The 21212-nt window shown below is 72.5% G+C and carries 17 protein-coding genes; 12 read left to right on the top strand and 5 right to left on the bottom strand.

Annotated elements, in window-relative coordinates; genetic code table 11:
* Positions 1–25: 25 nt before the first annotated feature.
* The 7 genes from ACIBQ1_RS34890 (at position 26) to ACIBQ1_RS34860 (ending at position 11250) form a co-directional block, all read left to right on the top strand.
* Complete coding sequence (locus ACIBQ1_RS34890; protein WP_397283566.1) at positions 26–2314, top strand: glycoside hydrolase family 3 N-terminal domain-containing protein; 2289 nt, start codon at positions 26–28, stop codon at positions 2312–2314.
* Positions 2314–4983 (top strand): hypothetical protein, encoded by a 2670-nt coding sequence (locus ACIBQ1_RS34885; RefSeq protein WP_397283565.1) that lies wholly within the window; start codon positions 2314–2316, stop codon positions 4981–4983. The genes ACIBQ1_RS34890 and ACIBQ1_RS34885 overlap by 1 nt, the downstream gene beginning before the upstream one ends.
* A gap of 139 nt (positions 4984–5122) precedes the next feature.
* The gene (locus tag ACIBQ1_RS34880) at positions 5123–5962 is read left to right on the top strand and encodes a TIGR02569 family protein (protein ID WP_397283564.1); all 840 of its coding nucleotides are present in this window, start codon (positions 5123–5125) and stop codon (positions 5960–5962) included.
* A 102-nt stretch (positions 5963–6064) separates the two neighbouring features.
* Positions 6065–7312, top strand: a complete 1248-nt coding sequence (locus tag ACIBQ1_RS34875) for an MFS transporter (protein WP_397283563.1) — start codon at positions 6065–6067, stop codon at positions 7310–7312.
* Positions 7313–7375: 63 nt separating this feature from the next.
* On the top strand, positions 7376–8296 hold the full coding sequence (locus ACIBQ1_RS34870; protein WP_397283562.1) for a hypothetical protein: 921 nt from the start codon (positions 7376–7378) through the stop codon (positions 8294–8296).
* Between the two features lie 236 nt (positions 8297–8532).
* Positions 8533–10080 (top strand): alpha/beta fold hydrolase, encoded by a 1548-nt coding sequence (locus ACIBQ1_RS34865; RefSeq protein ID WP_397283561.1) that lies wholly within the window; start codon positions 8533–8535, stop codon positions 10078–10080.
* A gap of 210 nt (positions 10081–10290) precedes the next feature.
* Complete coding sequence (locus ACIBQ1_RS34860) at positions 10291–11250, top strand: family 16 glycosylhydrolase (RefSeq protein WP_397283560.1); 960 nt, start codon at positions 10291–10293, stop codon at positions 11248–11250.
* Between the two features lie 52 nt (positions 11251–11302).
* Here the strand turns inward: ACIBQ1_RS34860 and ACIBQ1_RS34855 are convergent, their stop codons facing one another.
* A complete protein-coding gene (locus ACIBQ1_RS34855; protein WP_397283559.1) occupies positions 11303–12265 on the bottom strand; it encodes a transcriptional regulator in 963 nt (320 codons plus the stop codon).
* A 59-nt stretch (positions 12266–12324) separates the two neighbouring features.
* On the opposite strand from ACIBQ1_RS34855, the gene ACIBQ1_RS34850 reads away from it, so the two are divergent.
* The 5 genes from ACIBQ1_RS34850 to ACIBQ1_RS34830 all read left to right on the top strand — a co-directional run bounded on the left by ACIBQ1_RS34850 (position 12325) and on the right by ACIBQ1_RS34830 (position 16712).
* Entirely contained in the window at positions 12325–13479 is a 1155-nt protein-coding gene (locus ACIBQ1_RS34850; protein WP_397283558.1) for an MFS transporter, read from the top strand.
* Positions 13480–13549: 70 nt separating this feature from the next.
* Positions 13550–14137 carry a sugar O-acetyltransferase gene (locus ACIBQ1_RS34845; protein ID WP_397283557.1) on the top strand — a complete coding sequence of 196 codons (588 nt, stop codon included), beginning with the start codon at positions 13550–13552 and terminating at the stop codon, positions 14135–14137.
* Positions 14134–14688, top strand: coding sequence for a TetR/AcrR family transcriptional regulator (locus ACIBQ1_RS34840; RefSeq protein ID WP_397283556.1), 555 nt, complete (start codon positions 14134–14136; stop codon positions 14686–14688). Before ACIBQ1_RS34845 ends, ACIBQ1_RS34840 begins: the two co-directional genes overlap by 4 nt.
* Before the next feature lie 34 nt (positions 14689–14722).
* Positions 14723–15937, top strand: a complete 1215-nt coding sequence (locus ACIBQ1_RS34835; RefSeq protein WP_397283555.1) for an MFS transporter — start codon at positions 14723–14725, stop codon at positions 15935–15937.
* A gap of 16 nt (positions 15938–15953) precedes the next feature.
* A complete protein-coding gene (locus ACIBQ1_RS34830) occupies positions 15954–16712 on the top strand; it encodes a maleylpyruvate isomerase family mycothiol-dependent enzyme (protein WP_397283554.1) in 759 nt (252 codons plus the stop codon).
* A 12-nt stretch (positions 16713–16724) separates the two neighbouring features.
* On the opposite strand, the gene ACIBQ1_RS34825 is transcribed toward ACIBQ1_RS34830, so the two are convergent.
* The 4 genes from ACIBQ1_RS34825 to ACIBQ1_RS34810 form a co-directional block, all read right to left on the bottom strand.
* Positions 16725–17543, bottom strand: a complete 819-nt coding sequence (locus ACIBQ1_RS34825; protein ID WP_397283553.1) for a siderophore-interacting protein — start codon at positions 17541–17543, stop codon at positions 16725–16727.
* Between the two features lie 282 nt (positions 17544–17825).
* A complete protein-coding gene (locus tag ACIBQ1_RS34820; protein WP_397283552.1) occupies positions 17826–18647 on the bottom strand; it encodes an ATP-binding cassette domain-containing protein in 822 nt (273 codons plus the stop codon).
* Positions 18644–19654 carry an ABC transporter ATP-binding protein gene (locus tag ACIBQ1_RS34815; RefSeq protein WP_397283551.1) on the bottom strand — a complete coding sequence of 337 codons (1011 nt, stop codon included), beginning with the start codon at positions 19652–19654 and terminating at the stop codon, positions 18644–18646. The genes ACIBQ1_RS34820 and ACIBQ1_RS34815 overlap by 4 nt, the downstream gene beginning before the upstream one ends.
* Positions 19651–21189, bottom strand: coding sequence for an ABC transporter substrate-binding protein (locus ACIBQ1_RS34810; RefSeq protein ID WP_397283550.1), 1539 nt, complete (start codon positions 21187–21189; stop codon positions 19651–19653). Before ACIBQ1_RS34810 ends, ACIBQ1_RS34815 begins: the two co-directional genes overlap by 4 nt.
* Positions 21190–21212 lie beyond the last annotated feature (23 nt).

Raw genomic sequence — 21212 nt, 5'->3', positions numbered from 1 at the left:
CCCTGAGAAAACGGGCGCTGAGGCGGTGGAGCGGCTGCTCGCCAAGCTGTCCCTGCGCGAGAAGGCCGGCCAGCTCAACCAGCGCCTCTACGGCTGGCAGGCCGTCGAGCGGGACCCTCGGGGCGGATTCCGGCTCACCGACCTCGCCCGCGCCGAGCTCGATCGGTGGGGCGGGCTCGGCGCCCTGTACGGGGTCTTCCGCGCCGACGCCTGGTCGGGCCGTACCTGGGCCGACGGCATCCGGCCGGAGGAACGCGCCGAGGTCGCCGCCCTCGTCCAGGACGAGGTGGCGCGGGCCGGCGGGCACGGCATCGGCGTGCTGCTGTCGGAGGAGGCCCCGCACGGGCACCAGGCGCTCGGCGGGACGCTGCTGCCCACCAACCTCGCGGTGGCCGCCGGGTGGGATCCGGAGCTGCTGGCCGAGGCCGCGGCCGCCGTCGCGGCCGAGCTCGCCGCGAGCGGGGTGCACCTGGCCCTGGTGTCCGCGCTCGACCTGCTGCGGGACCCGCGCTGGGGCCGGGCGGAGGAGTGCTTCGGAGAGGATCCGCTGCTGGCCGCCGAGCTCACCAGGGCGCTGGTGATCGGCATGCAGGGCGCCGATCGCGGCGCGGTGGGCCGGGGCGGGGTCGCGATCGTGCTCAAGCACCTGGCCGCCCAGGGTGAGGCGGTCGGCGGGCGCAACGGCCAGTCCGCCGTCATCGGCCCCCGCGACCTGCGTGAGCTGCACCTTCCGGCGGCCCGGGCCGCGGTGGAGGCCGGGGCGCTGGGGTTCATGGCGGCCTACAACGACATCGACGGGGTGCCGTGCTGCGCCAACCGCGGGCTGCTCACGGGCTTCCTGCGGGACGAATGCGGATTCGACGGGATCGTCATGGCCGACGGCCTGGCCGTGGACCGGCTGACCGCGATGACGGGTGACCCGGCGGACGCCGCCGTGGCCGCGATCGAGGCGGGGGTGGACCTGTCGCTCTGGGACGAGTCCTTCGCCCTGCTGGAGGAGGCCGCGATGGCGGATCCGCGGGTGGCCGAGCTGGTCGACGCCGCCTGCCGCCGGGTGCTCACCCTCAAGCACCGCGCCGGCCTGCTCGGTGACACCGCACCCGACGGCCCCGCGCGTGCGGTCGTCATGGGTACCCGCCGTACGCCCATGGACGGCGGCGCGCGTGCGGCCGCTCTGGGGGCTCGCCGGGAGGCGCTCGCCCTGGCCGGGCGCGCCGCCGACGGCCTGTCGCGGCGCCTGGCCCGGCAGTCCCTGGTCCTGCTCCACAACGCGGGCGGCCTTCTCCCCCTCGAACCCCGGTCGCCGGCCAAGGTCGTCCTCGCCGGCCCGAACGCCACCGACGTCACCGCCCTGCTGGGCGACTACGTGCCGCCCCTGCCGCCGGGGTCGGCCGCCGGCCTGGACCTCGCCCTGCGGCAGGCCCTGCCGGACGCCGAGGTGGTGTGCCCGCCCGGCATCCCCACCGCGGCCGACCTGAGCGGCGCCGACCTCGTGATCCTGGCGCTCGGCGGGACGAGCCACCGCTCGTACACCGAGGAGTTCGCCGCCAACGGGGCCATCGCCGGCCAGGCGGCCACGGCGACCGCCGGGGAAGGCGTCGACCTGGCCGGCCTCTCCCTGCCCGGCGACCAGGACGACCTGGTCGCCGCCGTACGGGCGCGGGCCCGCTGCCCCGTGGTGGCCGTCGTCGTCGCCGGCCGGCCGCATGTGCTCACCGGCGTCCTGGCGCACACCGACGCGCTGCTGTGGGCCGGTTACCCCGGCCCGCACGGAAGCCAGGCGATCGTCGACGCGCTGTTCGGCGCGTACGAGCCGGTCGGGCGCCTGCCGTTCACCGCGCCCGGCCATCCGGGCGCCGTGCCGGTCCGCTACAACGACCGGCACCCGGCCTGCGACGTCTACCGGGACGCGCCGGACCCGGTGCTCTTCCCGTTCGGCCACGGCCTGCGCTACCGGCCCGTGCACTTCGGCCACCTCACCGCCGAGGCCGGCGCGGACACGGTCCGGGTGAGCGTCGAGGTCACCAACCCCGGCGGCGGCCCGGCCGAGGTCGTCGTGCCGCTGTTCGGACACCGGACGGGAGGCGGGGTGCTGCCGCGCGTCCGCGAGCTGCTCGCCTTCCGCAGGGTGACCGTCCCGGCGGGCGACCGTGCCACCGTCGCCTGGGACCTGCCCGCCGCTCGCTGCTTCGCCGAAGGTGCGGCGGGGCGGGCGCGTACCGACCTTTACCTCGGGGACCTGCACGCAACCATCCGCCCGGCCGTCCGTCCCCCCGGACCGGCCGACCCCCTTCCCAACAGTGAGGAGTCGTGATGGCCCGATCACATCGCACCCGCAGAAGGGCGGTGACGCGCGCCGGCACCGCCGTCCTGGCGGCGATGCTCGCCGTAGCGCTGACCGCCACCGGCGCCGCGGCCAGCGACACGCTGCCCTGGACGGGCGAGAGCGCCGTCAGCGCGAACCAGCCCTACCAGCATGGCTACTCCACCACCGACCTGCTGCGCTGGAACCCCGCCGACGACGCCGGCGCCGAGTTGCTGCGCGCCAAGGTGCCGCTCCAGCAGCGCAACGCCGCCAACGCCGCCACGCAGCGCAACCCGGCGCTGCCCGCCGGCACCCAGCTGCTGACCCTGGCCGGCGACTACGGCAACGCCTTCTTCGAGAGCCACCACTACACCAACGAGTTCAGCCAGTACCTGTTCAACTACTGGCAGTACGCCGACTTCTACGGCTCCTGGCACGGCATGCCCACCCAGGGCGTCCCGGTGAACTACTACGACCCGACCGCCGACTGGCGGGAGAAGTGGTTCGAGTTCGGGATGCTCAACCTGCCCAACCCCGGATACACCAACGCCGCCCACGCGAACGGGGTGCGCTCGCTGGGCTGCATCTTCTTCTCCGACAACGACCGCGGCGACCAGACCTACTCCGAACTGCTGGCCCGCGACGCCGCCGGCGGGTTCCCGGTCGCCGCCAAGCTCATCCAGGTCGCGAAGTTCTACGGGTTCGACGGCTACTTCATCAACCAGGAGTCGCGGGTCGCCCCGGCCGACATCCCGGTGTACAAGCAGTTCCTGAAGCAGCTGCGCGACGGCGGCCTCTACGTGCAGTGGTACGACTCGATCGACAACACGACGGGCGCCATCTCGTACCAGAACGAGTTCAACGCGGTCAACGGCCCGTTCGTGCGTGACGCGCGGCTCGGCGACGTGTCCGACTCCATCTTCCTCAACTACTGGTGGAACCGGACCAAGCTCACCAACTCCAAGAGCTACGCCGCCGGGCTCGGCCTGGACTCGCGCAAGAGCGTCTTCGCCGGGGTCGAGGCCGGGCAGTACCAGTTCAACCAGCCGTACAACCTGGAGGACAACCTCGACGCCGGCGGCGCGCCGATGAACGCGATCGCCACGCTCGGGGCCGACTTCGTCTCCTCCGACTACGCGAACAAGACCGACGACGCTGCCCAGCGGGACGTCTTCGACCGGGAGCGCCGCTGGTGGACCGGCTCCTCGACGGGCGCCACCACCCCGGAGGGCACCTGGAAGGGCATCTCCAAGTACGTCGCCGAGCGCTCCGTCATCGGCGGCACCACGTTCGCGACCTCCTTCAACACCGGGCACGGCCTGTCCACCTGGACCAAGGGCCGGCTGTCCAACCCGAAGGAGTGGGGCAACATCAACCTCCAGGACCTCCCGGTGACCTGGCAGTGGTGGATCGACGCGGCCGGAACGCCGCTGCGCGCCGACTTCGACTACGGTCCCGCGTACACGCCGGCGAGCCGGTTCTCGTACCAGAAGCTCGGCGCCTACAACGGCGGCAGCTCCCTGGTGCTCAGCGGCACGCTCGACAGCGACAACACCGTACGGCTCTACAAGACGGACCTGCAGCTCGCCAAGGGCTCGACCCTCGACCTGACCTACAACAAGCCCTCGGCCAGTGACGACTCCGAGCTGCGGCTCGGCCTCGTCCTGGCCTCCGACCCCACCAAGGTGGTCCAGCTGCCGCTGACCGGCTCGGGCCAGCGCACCACGGGCTGGACCACGCGGTCGGTGGACCTGTCGGCGTACGCCGGTCAGCGCGTGGCCGCGCTCGGCCTGGTCGTGGCCGCCGGCGCCCGCCCCGTCCAGGGCTACCAGGTCAACCTCGGCGCGCTGGCCCTGCGTGACGGCAAGGATCACACCCCCGCTGCGCCGCAGGACCTGCGCATCACCCAGCTGCTCCCCGAGACCGGCGAGCTGTTCCTGTCCTGGAAGCGCGCCGACTACGACAAGGTGCGCCGTTACGACGTCTACCTGGGCGACACCTACCTCGGCGGGATCTACGACGACGTCTACTACGTCAAGCGCTTCACGGCCACCTCGGGGACGATCAGGTTGGTGGCGATCGGCCCGGACGGGTCCGAGAGCCCGGCGGCGACCACCTCGTTCGACCTGGCCACGGCACCGGGCAAGGTGACGGCGGCGGCGAAGCCGGACGGCACGCTGGCCGCGTCCTGGACCGCCCCGTCGAGCGGCCGGCCCGTCACGCTGAAGGTCCAGAGCCTCGACACCTCCCGCCCCTACAGCAAGGAGGTCGAGGTGCCCGCGACGAGCACCGGCACGACGCTGACCGGCGTGCCCGTCAACGGCGACGGCTACCTGCTCACCCTGCGGGCCGGACCGGGCACGGCGACCGCCGTACGCGGGAAGTTCGCCGACACCGAGATCACGCCCTACCCGGCGTCGGCGGTGAAGATCAGCGGGAACACCTTCACCTTCTCCCGGCCGGCCCTGCCGGACTGGCACACCCTGACCATCCTGGAGGATGGGCAGGCGAAGTCGTTCGCGACGACGTACGGGTCGGGCGCCAAGCCGTACATCGTCCGCGGCCGGACCACCCGGGCCGCCGAAACGGTGACCATGTCCGGGAGCGGGAGCAAGGTCGTCGCGGTCCTGGAGGACTACGCCGGCAACAAGGCCACGACGGTGCTGCGCGGCAACTGATCGCGGGGGCGCCGCGCCTCTCGCGGCGCCCCTCACCACAGCGCCTCTCGCTTCACCGAAGCGCGGACAGCAGCCGCGCACCATCTCGTCCAGGAGCCGCGCCGGTTCGACGGGGCGGCGATCCGGCACGATGTCCGTCATGACCTTGAGCACCATGACGGAGCCGCCGGCCGGCGTGTCGGCGGCCTTCGGGCTGGCCGGGCCCGTTCGCCCGCTCGCCGGTGGCCGGGGCCGGAGCTTCCGCGTCGGGAACGCGGTCGTGAAACCCGTGGACAGCGAGGAAGAGGCCGATTGGACCGCGCGGGTGTTCGCCGGCCTGTCCCCCACGGCCGGCTTCCGCGTCCCCCGACCGCTTCGTTCCCGTGACGGGGCCTATGTGGTCGAGGGGTGGACGGCGTCCGAGTTCCTGGAAGGCCAGGAGGGTCCTGCCGGAAGGTGGGGGCCGCTGATCGCCGCCGGGAGGGCGTTCCATCAGGAGCTGCGGCATGTCCCGCGCCCGGCCCTGCTCGACCGGCGCGACGATCCCTGGGCGTGCGCCGACCGCGTCGCCTGGGGCGAGGCGCCCGTGCCGCGGTCGGCCGACGCCGGCGAACTCCTGGGCAGGCTGGCCGAGCTCGCCGGTCCCGTGCGGGCTCCCAGCCGGCTCGTCCACGGCGATCTGACCGGGAACGTGCTCTTCCATCCTGGTCGGCCACCCGTCGTGATCGACTTCTCGCCGTACTGGCGGCCGGTCGGGTACGCCGAGGGCGTCGTGGTCGCGGACGGGCTGCTCTACCACCGGGCGGAACCGGCGCTCATCGAGGCCGTCCTGCCCGGCCGCGAGGGGCTTCACCTGCTGGTGCGCGCGCTCATCTTCCGGCTGGCCACGAGCGCCATCTCGGCGGGCCACGTTCCGGAGGAGGAGCTGGCCCGCTTCGCGAAGGTCACTCGCCTCGTGGAAGAACGCGCCTCCGGTCCTCGCGGGGCTGCCGGAAATTGAGCGGCATGGCCTGAACCGGGCGGGATAGTGTGGCCCGCGTGATTTTCCCCCGGCTCGGCACGTACCGATCACCCCAGGCAGGCCCCTTTCCCGCCGTGACCGATGCGCGCTGACACGCGGCCGGTGACGCGCTCGCTGTGGCGAGACCGCGACTTCCTGATCTTCTGGTCCTCCCAGACGCTGTCCGTGGCGGGCGACTCGTTCGCGCTCATCGCGGTGCCCCTCCTCGTCCTGAACGTCACCGGCTCCGTCGCCCAGATGGGCCTGCTCACCGGCGTGTCGGGGGTGGCGTCGGTGGCGGCCGGGGTGTTCGCGGGGGTGCTCGCCGACCGGTTCGACCGGCGCAGGCTGCTCATCGCCTGTGACGTCATCCGGCTCTTCCTGTATGTGGCGATCCCGGTGGCCTGGATGTTCGGCCAGTACGTCTGGCTCCTGTACGCGGTGCTGCCGCTGGCGGCGGCCGTGGGCATGGTCTTCCAGGTCACGTACGTGGCGGCGGTCCGCGGCCTGGCCGGCGAGCAGCGCGTCACCGAGGCCAACGGCATGCTGTACGCCACGGCCGCCGCGGCGGGCATCCTCGGCCCCACCCTGGCCGGCGTGGTGAGCGGCCACCTGGGCCCGACCGCCGCGATCGCCATCAACGCCGCCAGCTTCGGGCTGTCCGCGCTCGGCGTCCTGCTGACCCGCGCCTCGCGGTACACCGTCGAGGCCGTCGAGCCGGCGGAGCCCATGCCCGGCCGGCGGCCGTGGCGGGAGCTGCTGGCCGGGGCGGAGTTCCTGTTCCGGCACCCGGTGCTGCGCACCCTGACCATCCTGCTGTCGTTCTTCATCTTCCTGACGCTCGGGCTGACGGACATCGTCATCTACCGGCTCAAGCACGACCTCGGCCAGCCGGACTCCGTGGTGGGCGTCGTGCTGGGGGTCGCGGCGGTCGGCACGATGGCCGGTTCGGCGCTGGTGGCGCGGATGCGGCGGATGCTCGGGTTCGGGCCGTTGTGGATCGGGGCGCAGGTCGTGTCGGGGCTCTCCATCCTCAGCCTCGGGCTCGCCGGCTCCGTGTGGGGCGTGGCCGCCATCATGGCCCTCTACCTGGCATGCGTGAGCCTGGCCGGCATCAACTCCATGTCGCTGCGGCAGCAGGTGACGCCCGCCCACCTGCTGGGCCGGGTGACGTCGGCGTTCTGGACCATCCACTTCTCGCTCGGGCCGGTGGGCGCGGCCGCCCTCGGCTGGGGGGCCGCGCGTTACGGCGCGACGACGGTGTTCGTCGTCGCCGGGGCGTCGTGCCTGCTGCTGGCGCTGATCGCGCTGGCCACGCCCGTACGGCAGCGCCACCCCGAGAAGACCTGAGCCCGGCACCCGGGCTCGGACGGCCGGGCGCGCTCCTGCCGGAGGCCGCCTAAGATCGCGCCCATGACGAAGGACGACACCGCCGGCATCGCCGGGTGGCTGTGGCACGAGGTGGATCCCGGCGACTGGTCCGGTGCGGCGCTGGGGCCGGCAGCCGAGGGGCGTGGCCGGTTGGTCCCGGTGGCGGAGCACGAGCGGCGGTACGCGGGCGACCGGGAATATCGCGGCCTCACCGTCCCCCTTTCCCTGGAAGGCGAGCCGGCCGCCGCTTTCCGGCGGCACGCCGAGGCGGTGGAGGCCGCGCTCGGCCCGGCCGACAGCGTCGGGAGCCACGGCCCGATCGGCCCCTGGTACGAGGCGTCGCCGGACTGGGGAGCCCCTTTCCTGCGCTGGCGGCGGCCGGGCGCCCGATCGCTCGAATTACGTGCCACCGTGACCGGCGCGGAGCTCTCCCTGCAGCCGACGGAGCCCTATGAGGAGTGGCGGCACGCCACGTTCGAGTGGGGAGAGCCGTCGCAGATGCCGGGTGGTTTCGTCATCGAATATCTGAGCGCCGCCAATGAGGGGCTCAGCACGCCGGGTGGATGGCGGGTGGCCCGGTGGGCGGCGCTGCCGCCTCTGCTGGGGGCGCTCCTCCGGACGCTGCCCGCCGAGACGAGCGCGACCGGCAGGAACGTGGGCGTCACCCTGTTCGGCGGGAACCGCTCCGTCCTCGCCATCCGCTCCGGCGAGCGGCTCACCGTCAAGGGCTGGTTCAAGCACTTCTCGCCGGACACGGATCAGGGCTGGTCGCAGCAGGTCGAGCGGACCGTACGCTCGTGGACGCTCGACGCGGGCGGCCCCGGCGACGTGGACGGCGATCGGCTGGCGCGGCACCTCGTCGAGGTTCTCAAGGCGGAGAAGGTGTCCTCCATGGCGAAGCTGCGAAAGCACGTCCACGGCCCGGAGAACGCCCACACGGTGCTCCTCGGCCTGGGCCTCTGACCCGGCACGCGGTGACGCGGGCGCGGTGGGGCCGCGCCGTCCTCGCCCTCCCACCCCCGCCTCCACCTGGCGGGCGGCCCGTCCCCGCCGAAGAGGATTGATCGTGCGGGTCCCGCAGCGCCTCGCCGGCGCCATGGTCCCGGACCGGGCCGTCACCGACCCGCTCGTGAGCGTTGATCGGCGACCGTCCTCAGGGAAACGGTGAAGAAACAACCGCTGCTCTACTACTGACCCGCATGACGTACCGAACTTCACTGACGGCGCTGGCACTGGCGCTGGCGGCGCTGGCGGCGCATCCTTCCACGGCGGGCGCCACCGTTGAGGCCGGCCCGAGCTCGTCGTCCGTCCAGTGGAAATCCTGCCCGGCCTACTCCGATGAGGTGATCCGGAGCCTGCGCGTGACGGAGGGGCAGATTCCGGCCTTCCGCGACCTGATGAAGCGCCTGCAGTGCGGGACGGTCAGCGTCCCGCTGAACCATCGCGACCCCGGCGGGCGGAAGATCGACATCGCCGTGACCCGGCTGGCCGCCACGGACAAGGCCCACCGGCTCGGCGCCACCGCCGTCCTGCCAGGAGGGCCGGGCAACAGCGGATACCTGGACCCGGTCCTGCGGATCGTGCTCAGGAACGAGGAGATGGCCAAGCTCAACGAGCGATACGACATCATCGGCTTCGACCCGCGCGGGGTGGGATACAGCACCAAGGTCGCCTGCCCTCTCTCGCTCGGTGGCCCGCAGGAGCCGGGCACGCTGACCGAGGAGGCGGCCAGGCGGATATACGACGGCCAGGTCGCCTCCAACCAGAAGTGCGGCCGCTCCGACCCCGCCTTCCTCGGACAGCTCACCACCGCCAACGTGGCCAAGGACCTGGACCTGGTGCGGACCGCCATGGGTGAGCGCACGCTCAACCTGCTCGGCTTCTCCTGGGGCACCTATCTGGGCATGGTGTACCGCAGCCAGTTCCCCGAGCACACCGGACGGGCCTTCCTGGACAGCGTGGCGCCACCGTGGACCCGCCTTGACGATCATCTCAAGGACAGCGCGGAGGCCGCCGAGCGCGACTTCGGGCGCATGGCCGCCTGGCTGGCCCGCCGCGATGCGACCTACGGTCTCGGCGCCACCGCCCGGCAGGTGCGCCAGGAGGTGACCAAGCTGGTCCGCGCGTACGACCAGAGCCCCAAGATCTACACCGACGTGCAGCGGCCCATCGACGGCGCGGCCGTCGCCGACCTGGCCAAGCGCAACTCGACCGAGTGGGTGAGCGCGGGCAAGGCGCTGGCCGAACTGCGGACGGCGACGGGCACCACCGCCCCGCCCACCGTCAAGGAACTGCTCGGCGCCCCGATGATGGGGACGCCCGTTCCCGGCGCGCCCGAAACCCTGAACATGACCATGAACTTGGCCGTCACGTGCAACGAGGACAGCAGCCGGGCCGACTTCGACGCCGCCTGGCGCGCCTACCAGCAGCTCGTGAAGCGCCATCGGGCGACCGGCCGGTCCTGGGGACTGGGCGGATGGTGTCAGGGCTGGCCGCTTCCGGCACAGCAGATCACGTTGAAGCGGGGCAGCGGGTCACTGGTGCTGGCGGGGCACCTGTACGAGTTCATGTCCGTCTACGACTGGACGCTGCAGACGCGGCGCGCCGTCGGCGGCACCGTCTACACGGTCGCCGACGACGTGCACGTTTCGACCACCCGGGTGCCCAAGTGCGCCGCCGACGTGGTGCGGTACTTCGAGACGGGCCGGATCGGCAAAGGTTGCGAGGGCAGCCCGATCCCGAACTGACCACCGGTTGCCGGGCCCGGCGACCCACCACGGGTCGCCGGGCCCGATGCCGTGGCGGCGACCGTGCGCCCGAGCCCCCGTCGGCGCCGGATCGGCGGCCCTCCTCGGCCACCACGCGATGTTAGTTATTCCCATCTATCGCGAATGTGGCGGCCCGTAAGGCATACTGATTCCGCCCGACCATGATCATTAGCTGCGTAAAGGGCCGTCTTGGGCATTGTCGGACCCGCGCCGGAAGCGCAGGAAAGGAAATACATGTCCGATCGGGGAATCAATCGGCGTAAATTCTTGGCCTCGGCGGCGACAGCCGGCGGGGTGAGTCTGGGGCTTTCGCTCGTCCCGTCCTCGGCCCGGGCAGAATCCTCGACCGCCGGCCGCACCCGCCGTGGCGCGGCCACCTGGGAGAACCTCGTCGAGAAATCCTCCTTCGACAGTCAGGAGGCTTTCGGCGAGGCGTGGAATCATCTCTACCCCTGGGAGGACGGCGACACCCACAATGGCGCCGCCCAGATGGACGCCGGCCAGATCTCCCTCGATCAGGGCGTGCTGACCCTCAAGGCGACCCGGCTGTCCGCGTCGCCCGGGCTCAGCCTGCACAGTCCGTTCGCCCCCCTGTGGTACCGCTCCGGAGCCATCCACGCCAAGAGGCAGATCATCGTCAACGACGACTACCCCGAATACGACATCGAAGGCGAGTTCCAGACGCAGACCGGACCCGGTGTCTGGCCGGCTTTCTGGACCACCGGAATGGAGCCGAACTGGCCGCCGGAGAGCGACATCCTGGAATACGTCGGCGTCAACGACCAGGGCGATTCCGTCAACTTCTTCAATACCTGGTACCAGCCGAATAGCGGAGACGCGACCTACCACCGTTCCGAAGTCCCCGTCGACGACCCCAACGCCAGGTTTTATCGATATCGGGTCTGGATGTACAAGAGCGGAAACGACGTGAAGCTCGACTACTATTTCGACGGGGATTATGTGGACACCCACACGGTGCCCGGCTGGGTCGATGTCCCGCAGACGCTCATCATCAATCTTCAGATGGGCGCCTATGCCTCCAATATCGAGGAGGGCGATGCCGGCTGGGCCGACCAGCGGCCCGGTCCTGACGGCGACACCTATTTCCGCGCTCGAAACGTGTGGTTCGGCCGTACGGTCGCCGGGTGACGACCGGTGGCGCGAGCAGGCAGCCCCGGACGGCGATGACCGTAGCCCGTTCTCACCCTTCGCCCTGGGCCCGTACCAGGACGTCCCCGGCCTCCGTCCGGTAGTACAGCACGGATCGCCCGGCTCGGCGGCGGCGCACCAGGTGGGCGTCGAGGAGCACGCTCAGGTGGCGGCCCACCGACCCCAGGCCCTGCCCGGTCAGCGCCACGAGCTGGGTGGTGCTCTTCGGCGTGCCGAGGAGGACGAGGACCCCGGCCCGCGCGGTGCCGAGCAGCCTGCCCAGCGACTCGGGCACCGGCGGCCGGTCCGGTTCGGCCAGCACGCCCGAGCACGGGTAGATCACGGCGTACGTGTGGGGCTCGTCCCAGGCGACCCAGGCGTGGCCGGGGGTGACGGGGACGAACAGCAGCCGCGCCCCGGAGATCTCCCGCGGCGGGTAGTTGCGGGCGTTGATCTGCAGGCGGCCGTCGCCCAGCCAGCGAAGCCCGGGGCGCAGGTCCTCAAGGGCCGCGGCCCAGCCGCTGTGGCCGAGCTGGGACGTACGGGAGACGATGTCGGCCTCGATGATGCGGCGGCGGCGCGGCCAGTGGGGCAGCACCGTCCGGGTCCATACCCATTCGAGCAGGTCGGCCATGCGTTCGGGGAGATCGGAGCGGTCGAGCTCGGCGGGCAGCGAGCCGCGCGTGGAGACGGCCACATCCGCGCGGGCGACCTCCGGCGGCGTCCGCCGGAGGCGGTCCAGTTCCTCGGCGAAGGTGCGCCGATCCCCGCTGGGCGGGGGCGTGCAGAAGTCGGCGAGCCACTCCTGTCCCAGCGCGGCCCGCACGAGCGACGCCGTGATGGGGTCGAGCCGCTCGCGGTAGGCGGGCACGTGGGCGGCTAGCCACTCTTTCCCGGCTGGATGCGCCGCCGTTCCTGCCGCCAGGGTCAACAGGCTCGCGATGGCCTCGGCCAGCGGCGAGACCACGAACCTGCTGCCGGCCAGCGTGTCGGTGTTGAGCTGCCACCACCCCATGGTTTCGCCTCCCGGCGAAACTTTAACGCTCAGGCAGGCGTGGCCTTGAAGCTCTCGGCATGCGAACCTACGGACAGCTTCTCCGGACGCCCGAGTTCACGCCCCTCTTCGCGGCGTCGTCGGCGCACGTGGCGGCCTCGACGGTGAGCGGCCTGGCGTTGGGCGTGCTCGTGTACGGGGCGACGCGTTCGCCGCTGCTGGCCGCGCTGAGCATGTTCGGCCCCTCCCTGGCGCAGGTGATCGGGGCGACGGCGTTGCTGTCGGCCGCCGACCGGCTGCCACCCCGGGCCGCGCTGACGGGCATCGCCGTGGTCTTCGGCCTGGGCACGGCGGTGCTGGCCGCGCCGGGGCTGCCGGTGTGGGGGGTCTTCGCGGTCGTGCTGGGGCTCGGGCTGGTCTCCTCGCTGGGCGGCGGGGTGCGGTGGGGGCTGCTCAACGAGCTCCTGCCGCGCAGCGGCTACCTGCTGGGCCGGTCGGTGATGAACATGAGCGTGGGGATCCTGCAGATCTGCGGGTTCGCGGCCGGAGGCGTGCTGGTGGCCGCGCTCTCCGCGCGCGGAGCCCTGCTCGTCAGCGCCGCGCTCTACCTGACCGAGGCGGCCGTCACCCGGTACGGGCTCGGCGACCGCCCCGCGCGGGTCACCGGGCGGCCGTCGGTCGCCGAGACCTGGCGGACGAACGCCCGGCTGTGGTCCTCGATCCCCCGCCGCTACGTGTACCTCGCGCTGTGGGTGCCCAACGGGCTGATCGTCGGCAGCGAGTCGCTCTTCGTCTCCTACGCGCCGGAGCGCGCGGGGTTGCTGTTCGCCGTCGCGGCGGCGGGCATGCTGGCGGGGGACGTGCTGGTGGGCCGGTTCGTCCCGGCCGGGTGGCGGGGACGCCTGGGTGCCCCGTTGCGCCTGCTGCTGGCCGTACCGTATCTGGTCTTCGCGCTGAAGCCGGGGATGCCCGTGGCGGCGGCGGCCGTGGCGCTGGCTTCGGTCGGGTACGCGGCGAGCCTGCTGCTGCAGGAGCGTCTGATGGCGCTGACGCCGGAGGAGATGAGCGGGCACGCCCTCGGGCTGCACTCCTCGGGCATGCTCACCATGCAGGGCGTGGGCGCCGCGCTCGCGGGGGTGGTCGCGCAGGTCACATCGGTGACGACGGCCATGGCGATGATGGCGGCGCTGTCCGTGGCGGTCACGTTGGCCCTCGCGGGCGGGTTGCGGTCTTGACCACCACGCGGGCGGCGGGGCGGACCGCCGGATATGTACGTACGTACATTTGATGTGTACGCTTGTACGTATGATGTCCGACTTTGACGGCCGTTCGATGCGCGAACGGATGCTCGCCGGTGACCTCTACATCGCCGACGACCCGGAGCTGGCCGAGCACAACCTGCGGGCCATGGACCTGATGGACGCCTACAACGCGACCTCGGCCCGTGACCCGCGGGAGCGGCGGCGACTCCTGACAGAGCTGCTAGGTGCGATCGGCGAGGGCACGGAGATCCGGCCGCCGCTGCGGGTCGACTACGGCAGCCACCTCCGCATCGGCGCCCGTACGTTCGCCAACTTCGGTCTCGTCGCCCTGGACGTCGCGCCGATCACCATCGGCGACGACGTGCAGATCGGGTCCTACGTGCAGCTCATGACGCCGACGCACCCGGTCGACCCCGAGCCCCGCCGGGCGAAGTGGGAGGCGGCCAGGCCGATCGTCATCGGCGACAACGTGTGGCTGGGCAGCGGGGCGATCGTCCTGGGCGGTGTCACGATCGGGGAGAACACGGTGGTCGGCGCCGGCGCGGTGGTCACCCGGGATCTCCCGCCGAACGTCGTCGCGGTGGGCAATCCCGCCCGCGTGATCCGCACGATCGAGCCCGGCACGACATGAGCAACCCCCCGCGGCGGCCTCGCCGGCACGACCCCGGGCGGCGGGACCGGCTGATCGACGCCGCGCTCACCGTCATCGCCGAGCGCGGCGTCGCCGGGACGACGCACCGGGAGATCGCCCGCGTCGCGGACGTGCCGCTGGGCTCGATGACCTACCACTTCACGTCCCTGGAGGAGGTGCTCGCCGAGGCGTTCACCCGGCACGCCGACTCGGTGGCCCGCGTCTTCGACGAGCGGCTGAGCGCCGCCCCGGATCCCGGCGCGGCGGTCGAGGCCGTCATCACGCTGGTGTCGGACGACCTGCTCGGCTCGCGGCACGACCTCGTCCTCTCCGTGGAGCTGTACGTGGCCGCGGCGCGCAACCCGGCCCTGCGGGCCGTCACCCAGGCCTGGATGGCGCGCAGCCGCCGGGCGCTGGAACGCCACTTCGACGCCACCACCGCCCGGGAGCTCGACGCGCTCATCGAAGGCCTCGTGCTGCACAGCGCCCTGTCGACCGACCCGATGACGCCTGAGCAGATCCGCCACGCCATCCACCGCTTCCTGCGCTGATCCCCTCCTCTGCGCCTACGCGATCGGAGAGCCGATGCCCGCTGTCCCCCTCACCGCGCCCACGCGCCAGGCCCGCCGGGCCCGCGCCGCCGTCGCCGCGCTGTTTCTCACCAACGGCGCCGTGTTCTTCAACATCGTCCCGCGATACCCGCAGATCAAGGCCGACCTCGATCTGAGCAACGCCGTCTTCGGAACCGCGCTGGCCGCGGCCCCGATCGGCGCGCTGCTGGCAGGACTGCTCGCCGGCGCCGCCATCCGCAGGTTCCGCTCCGCGCGCGTGGCGTCGTTCGGGATCGTCGTGACCACTGTCGTGACGCTGTTCGTCCCCTTCGCACCGAACTGGATCGCCTTCGGCGGCGCCCTGTTCGTCGTGGGCGCCCTCGACGCGATCGTCGACGTCGCGCAGAACGCGCACGGCCTGCGGGTGCAACGCCTCTACGGGCGGTCCATCGTCAATTCGCTGCACGGCGTGTGGAGCGTCGGCGCGGTCCTGGGCGGCTTGATGGGCTCGGCCGCCGCCGGCCTCGACCTCCCCCTCGCACTCCACCTGAGCATCTCCGCGGCGCTGTTCAGCGTCGTCGCCCTCGTCGCCTACCGGTTCCTGCTCCCCGGCCCGGAAGACGCCGAACGCCCCGCCGACGGCGCACCGGCCCAGCGGGGTGAGCGGCGCTCGTTCACGGGCTCCGCCGTGCGGATGCTGGCCGCGCTCGGCGTGCTGGCCGCGTGCGGCGCCCTCGTCGAGGACGCCGGCGCGTCCTGGGGCGCCCTCTATCTCAGCGGCGACCTGCGGGCCGACGCCGCCAGCGCCGGTCTCGCCGTCGTGGCCCTCCAGGTCGCCATGACCGTCGGCCGCCTCACCGGCGACCGCGTCGTGGACCGCTTCGGTCAGCGCACCGTCGCACGCGCCGGAGGGGCGCTGGCCGCGGTAGGCATGGGCGCGGCCCTCGCCGTACCGTCGGTCCCGGCCGCGCTGGCCGGCTTCGCCCTCGCCGGGCTCGGCGTGGCCACCCTCGTCCCGGCCGCCATGCACACCGCCGACGAACTGCCCGGACTGCCCGACGGGGCCGGACTGACCATCGTCAGCTGGCTGCTGCGCGGAGGGTTCCTGCTGTCCCCGCCCCTCGTCGGGTTCGTCGCCGACCTCAGCAGCCTGCGCGTCGGCCTGCTCTCCGTCGTCCTGGCCGGCGCCGTCACGGTCGTCCTCGCCCGCGTCCTGGTGAACCGCACCCCTGAGCCACCGGGGCCGTAGGCGTAGGGTGGCGGGCATGTCCTTGTCGAGCTACGACCGGATGCCGGCCGAGATCATCGGGCAGACCGAGCTGCTGAGATCGCTGATCAAGAACGCGGACATGAAGACCCCCGTCCCCACCTGTCCCGGATGGTGTCTGGGGCAGCTGGCGCGGCATGTCGGCGGGGTTCATCGCTGGATCGAGACGGTCGCGGCCACCCGGGCCGTGGAGCCGGTGTCCGACGAGCTGGTCAACGACCTCGACGGCTACACGGACGAGGTGGCGGGCGAGCTCGACCCCTGGCTGGGGGAGGGCGCGGAGCGGCTGGTGGAGGCGTTGCGCGGGACCGAGGGGCCGCTGTGGACGCCGCAGGGGCTGGACACGCCGGCGTTCTGGGCCCGGCGGGCGCTGTACGAGACCGTGCTGCACCGGGCCGACGCCGCGCTCGCCCTGGGGGCCGGCTTCCAGGTCGACGACGAGGTGGCCGCCGAAGGGCTGGAGGAGTGGCTGGGGTTCAGCTGCGTGCCGGAGGCGTACGAGGGGCACGGGCTCCTCGGCCCGGGGCGGGGCCTGAGCTTCAACGACGAGTGGCTGGTCGATCTCGGCGGGGACGCGCCCGTGTGGAGGCGTGGGCAGGGGGACGCCTCCGTGACGGTCCGCGGGCCGGTGAGCGAGCTCCTCCTGTTCGTCTACCGGCGTCCCGCGCCGAACATCGTGGTTTCCGGGGATTCTGCGCTGCTTGAGCTGTGGCTGGAGCGGTCCGGGTTCTGGCTGGAGGCGGAGGACGACCACTGAGCCCGGGCCGCCTTAATGCCTGCCCATCCTCCAGTAGCCGCAGAACATGATGTGCTCCTTGGGCACCCCATAGGCGACCCAGTGCCGGCGCAGCCCGGTGGGCAGGGCGGACTCGCCGACGACCCAGCCGTAGAAGGGGCCGGACGGGAGGGCGAGGTCGGTGGCCGTACGCAGGGCCAGGGCGCCGGGGGCGGCGCCGGAGTCGCGGACGAGCCAGTCGACCGTGACGCCGTCCGGAGCGGGCAGGTCCTGGCGGTCGTCCTTGTCGGGCAGCTCGATGAGGGCGTGGCCGCGCGCGTCCGCCGGCAGGGAGCGCAGGATGCCGGCGACGGCCGGCAGGCCGCTCTCGTCGGTGACCAGCCGGACCTCGCCGAGAGCCGGGCCGGGGTTGAACCCGACGCCCTCGTCGAGCAGCGCGACGGGGTCGCCGGGCGCGCAGGTCTGCGCCCAGGTGGCGGCGGGTCCCGCGGTGCCGTCCTCGGGTGAGCCGTGCAGGACGAAGTCGACGTCGAGTTCGAGCTGCTCGGGCCGGAAGGCGCGTACGGAGTAGTTGCGCAGCACGGGCCGGTGCGTCTTGGAGACGGTCAGGAGCTTCATGTACGACATGGCGGTGAGGCGGGCCGGCACCCGGCTCAGCGAGTCGTCACCGACCGGGAGGAACAGCCGGAACCACTGGTCGAAGCCCATGGGGGTGAAGCGGCGCAGCTCCTCGCCGCCGACAGTGACCCGGGCGAAGTGCCGGGAGATCCGCTCCTGGCGCACGACGCGGAGGGTGAGCAACTCCGCCCCGGCCGGCTTGATCGCCGTCTTCGACATGTTCTGTCTGGCCATGGCGGCTCCTTTCGCGAGGGATCACCAGCGTAGCGAAGTTAGGTATGCCTTGCCTAACTATCTGGATGGAGGCGCCCCATGACAAGGGGCTTGGATGACCGCCTCCGACCCCGCCCGCGCGGACGCCGCCCTGCGACGGGTCCTCGAACTGGCCGATTCCCTCAGGCGGCCGGGCCGTCCCCGATGACCGGGGCGGTGCGCGCAGGGCTGCCGGCCGCCCGTCCAGCCGTCCCGCAGCCCGGCGCGCGCCGCTCGTGCCACGCCGTCCGCGACCGAGACCGTCTACTCGGGGGAATCCGCGCCGGACAGCTCAAGTGCGGCGTCGAGCAGGCTGCGGGTGTACTCATGCCGCGGCGCCCCCAGCACGTCCGTGGCCTGCCCTTCCTCCACCACCACGCCCTGGCGCATGACGGCGATCCGGTCGGCGATCTGGTGCACCACGCCGAGGTCGTGGGAGATGAAGAGCATCGCCAGATGGTGCCGCTCGCGCAGGTCGACCAGCAGCCGGAGGATCTGCGCCTGGACCGACACGTCCAGGGCGGACACCGCTTCGTCGCACACCAGCAGCCGGGGCCGGACGGCGAGCGCGCGGGCGATGCTGACCCGTTGGCACTGCCCGCCGGACAGCTCGGCCGCCCGGTGCCGGGCGACGCTCGCGTCGAGGCCGACGTCGTCCAGCAGGCGGTGCAGCGCCGCGGTGCGGTCGCCGGGCGGGGCCGAGCTCGGATGGGTGCGCCAGGCCTCGTCGATGATCGCGGCGACGGTCATGCGCGGACTGAGCGAGGACCGCGGGTCCTGGAACACCATCTGCGCGGCACGTTGCTGCGCCGTCGTGCGCCGCCCGACCAGCCCCAGGGGCACGCCGTCGAGCAGGACGGCGCCGGAGTCGGGCCGGACGAGGCCGACTATCGCGCGGGCCACCGTGGTCTTGCCCGACCCCGACTCCCCCACCACCCCCACGATCTCGTCGGGGGCCACCGTGAGGCTCACGCCGTCGACCGCGACGAACTCCCCGGAGCGGCGGGCGGCGCGCGACCGGAACCACGGGCCCCGCCGGCCGAAGCTGACCCGCAGGTCACGCACCTCGAGCAGATCGACGCTCATCGCTGCAGCAGCTCCTCGGCGAAGTGGCACGCGGCCCACCGGCCGGGCGCGACGGCTCTGGTCTCCGGCTCCTCGGTGCGGCACCGCTCGCGGGCCAGCGGGCAGCGCGGGTGGAACGCGCACCCCGGCGGGCGGCTCGCCGGGGTGGCCGGCGTGCCCGGCATCGGGTGCGCCAGCGCGGTCCGGGTCCGCACCGCGGGCACGCTGTCGACCAGCGCGCGGGTGTACGGGTGAGCCGGGCCGGCCAGCACCTCCGCGGTGGGGCCGCGCTCGGCGACCCGGCCGGCGTACATGACGACGACCTGGTGCGCGACGTGCGCCACGACCCGCAGGTCGTGGCTGACGAGGAGCATCGCCAGCCCCTCGTCCTGCTGGATGGAGCGCAGCAGGCGCAGGATGCGCGCCTGCACGGTCACGTCGAGCGCGGTGGTGGGCTCGTCGGCGAGCAGCAGCGCCGGGCTGCCCGCCAGGGCGAGGGCGATCATGGCCCGTTGCCGCATCCCGCCGGAGAACTCGTGGGGGTAGCCGCGCATCCTTCTGGCCGGCTCGGGGATCCCCGCCCGCTCCAGCAGTTCGAGCACCCGCCGGCGCACCTCCTCGCGGGGGCGGCCGGCGCGGCGGAGTATCTCGCCCACCTGGCGGGCGATCGTCTGGGTGGGGTTGAGTGCGGCCAGCGGGTCCTGGAAGATCATCGCGATCTCGTGGCCCCGCAGCCGGCGCCGGCGGGCGGGGCTCGCCCGGAGCAGGTCCTCACCCCGCCAGCGCAGCTCCCCGCCGGTCGCCGCGCCGTCCGGGAGCAGGCCGATGACGGCGTTCGCGGTCATCGTCTTGCCGCTGCCCGATTCGCCGATGAGCCCGACCGTCGTCGCCGGCGGGATGTCGAAGGTCACCCGGTCGACGACGCGGACCGAGCCGCCGGCGGCGGGCAGGTCGACGACCAGCCCGTCCACCTTGAGCAGCTCGTCCACCTCGATCAATGCCTCGACAGGGGTCCGCGCGTGGCTCATGAGCTGCTGACCCGCACGCCGGCGAAGTCGGGCAGCCCGTTCGGGTCCGGTGCGACGCCGGTGACGCGGTGGTTCCAGGCGTAGGCGTACTTGACCGCCATCGGGAACATGCCGACCGCGTCCTGCCAGATGATCTTGCCGGCTTCGCCGTACAGCTTGACCCGCTCGTCGGCGTTCGAGCTCGCCCCGGCGGCGGCGAGCAGCTTGTCGAGCTCGGGGTTGCAGTAGCCGTTGCGCTTGGCCGCGCACGGATACAGCCGGCCGAGGGTGTTCGCCGCGTCGAACGTGGGGTTCGACAGCTGCTGGAAGTTGACGTCCCAATTCAGGGCGAGCAGGTCCTTGGTGAACACCGCCTGCTCCTTCTCCAGCAGGTCCACCTGGACGCCGATCTTCTGCAGGTCGGAGACGATCGCCTGGTTGAACGGCCGGAACTCGGCGTTGGCGAACTGCAGGCGCAGCTTGCCGGAGAAGTCGAAACCGGCGTCTTTCAGCGCGGCCTTGGCCGCGTCCGGGTCGTAGCGCACGGGCTCCTGGGGGACGTAGCCGAGGGTGACGGGCGAGACCGGGGCGTCGGCCAGGGTGCCCGTCTGCGGATACAGCCGCTTGATGATGGTCGCGAAGTCGACCGCCTGCCACAGGGCCCGTCGCACCTTGGCGTCCTTCAGCGCGGGCGTGGAGGAGTTGAACCACATGGTGAACACCGCGGTGCTCGGCACCGTCTCGACCTTGAGGCTGGAGTCGCGCTGCAGCTCCGTGAGCTGGTCGTCGGGGATGCCCCAGGCGAGGTCCACCTCGCCGGTCCGCAGCGCGGTCAGCCGGGCCGCGAGCTCGGGCATCTTGCGGATGGTCACCCGCTTGACCTGGGGCGCGCCGCCGTAGTGGTCGGGGTTGGGCACCAGCACGAGCGTCCCCGACGGGTCGAACTTCTCCACCTTGAACGGCCCCGATCCGACCGGGTTCTGGAAGAATGCCGGATTCTCGCCCGTCAGGCTGCCGGGCAGCACGTAGAAGATGGCGAGCTTGTACGGGACCGCCGCGTCCGGTTTCGGCGCCTTCAGCACCACCTCGGTGGGCGACGAGGCGGTCATCGTGTAACCGACGAAGTTGGCCGCGTTCGTGCTCTTGAGATCCATCATCCGCTTGAACGAGGCCACGACGTCGTCCGCCGTGACAGGCTTGCCGTCGCTGAACTTCACGCCCTGGCGCAGCGTGAACGTCCACTGCGAGGCGGAGCTGTCCGGCTTCCACGAGGTGGCGAGGTCGCCCTCCAGGGTGCCGTCCGCGCGTGGCCGCAACAGCCGGCTGAAGATCGCCTTGGACGCCAGCTGGGTGCCGGTGGCGCTGCCGCCTGTGGGACTGGCCGGGTCGAGGCTCTCGATCGCGTAGGTGCCGGCGACGGTGATCTCGCCGCCACCGCCGTCGCCCGTGCCGCCGCCACCGCTTGCGGCGCTGCAGCCGCTGAGCACGAGGGCCGCGGCCGCGATGAGGGCCAGTGCCGCGAGCCGCGGCCTACGTGAGGCAAGGGGTCTGGTCATGGACTTCCCGCCTTCCGGGGATG

The organism is Nonomuraea sp. NPDC050153 (assembly GCF_044460125.1).
Taxonomy (GTDB): domain Bacteria; phylum Actinomycetota; class Actinomycetes; order Streptosporangiales; family Streptosporangiaceae; genus Nonomuraea.
The sequence above is the reverse complement of the archived record's forward strand: the minus strand, read 5'-3'. Positions and strand labels throughout refer to the sequence as shown.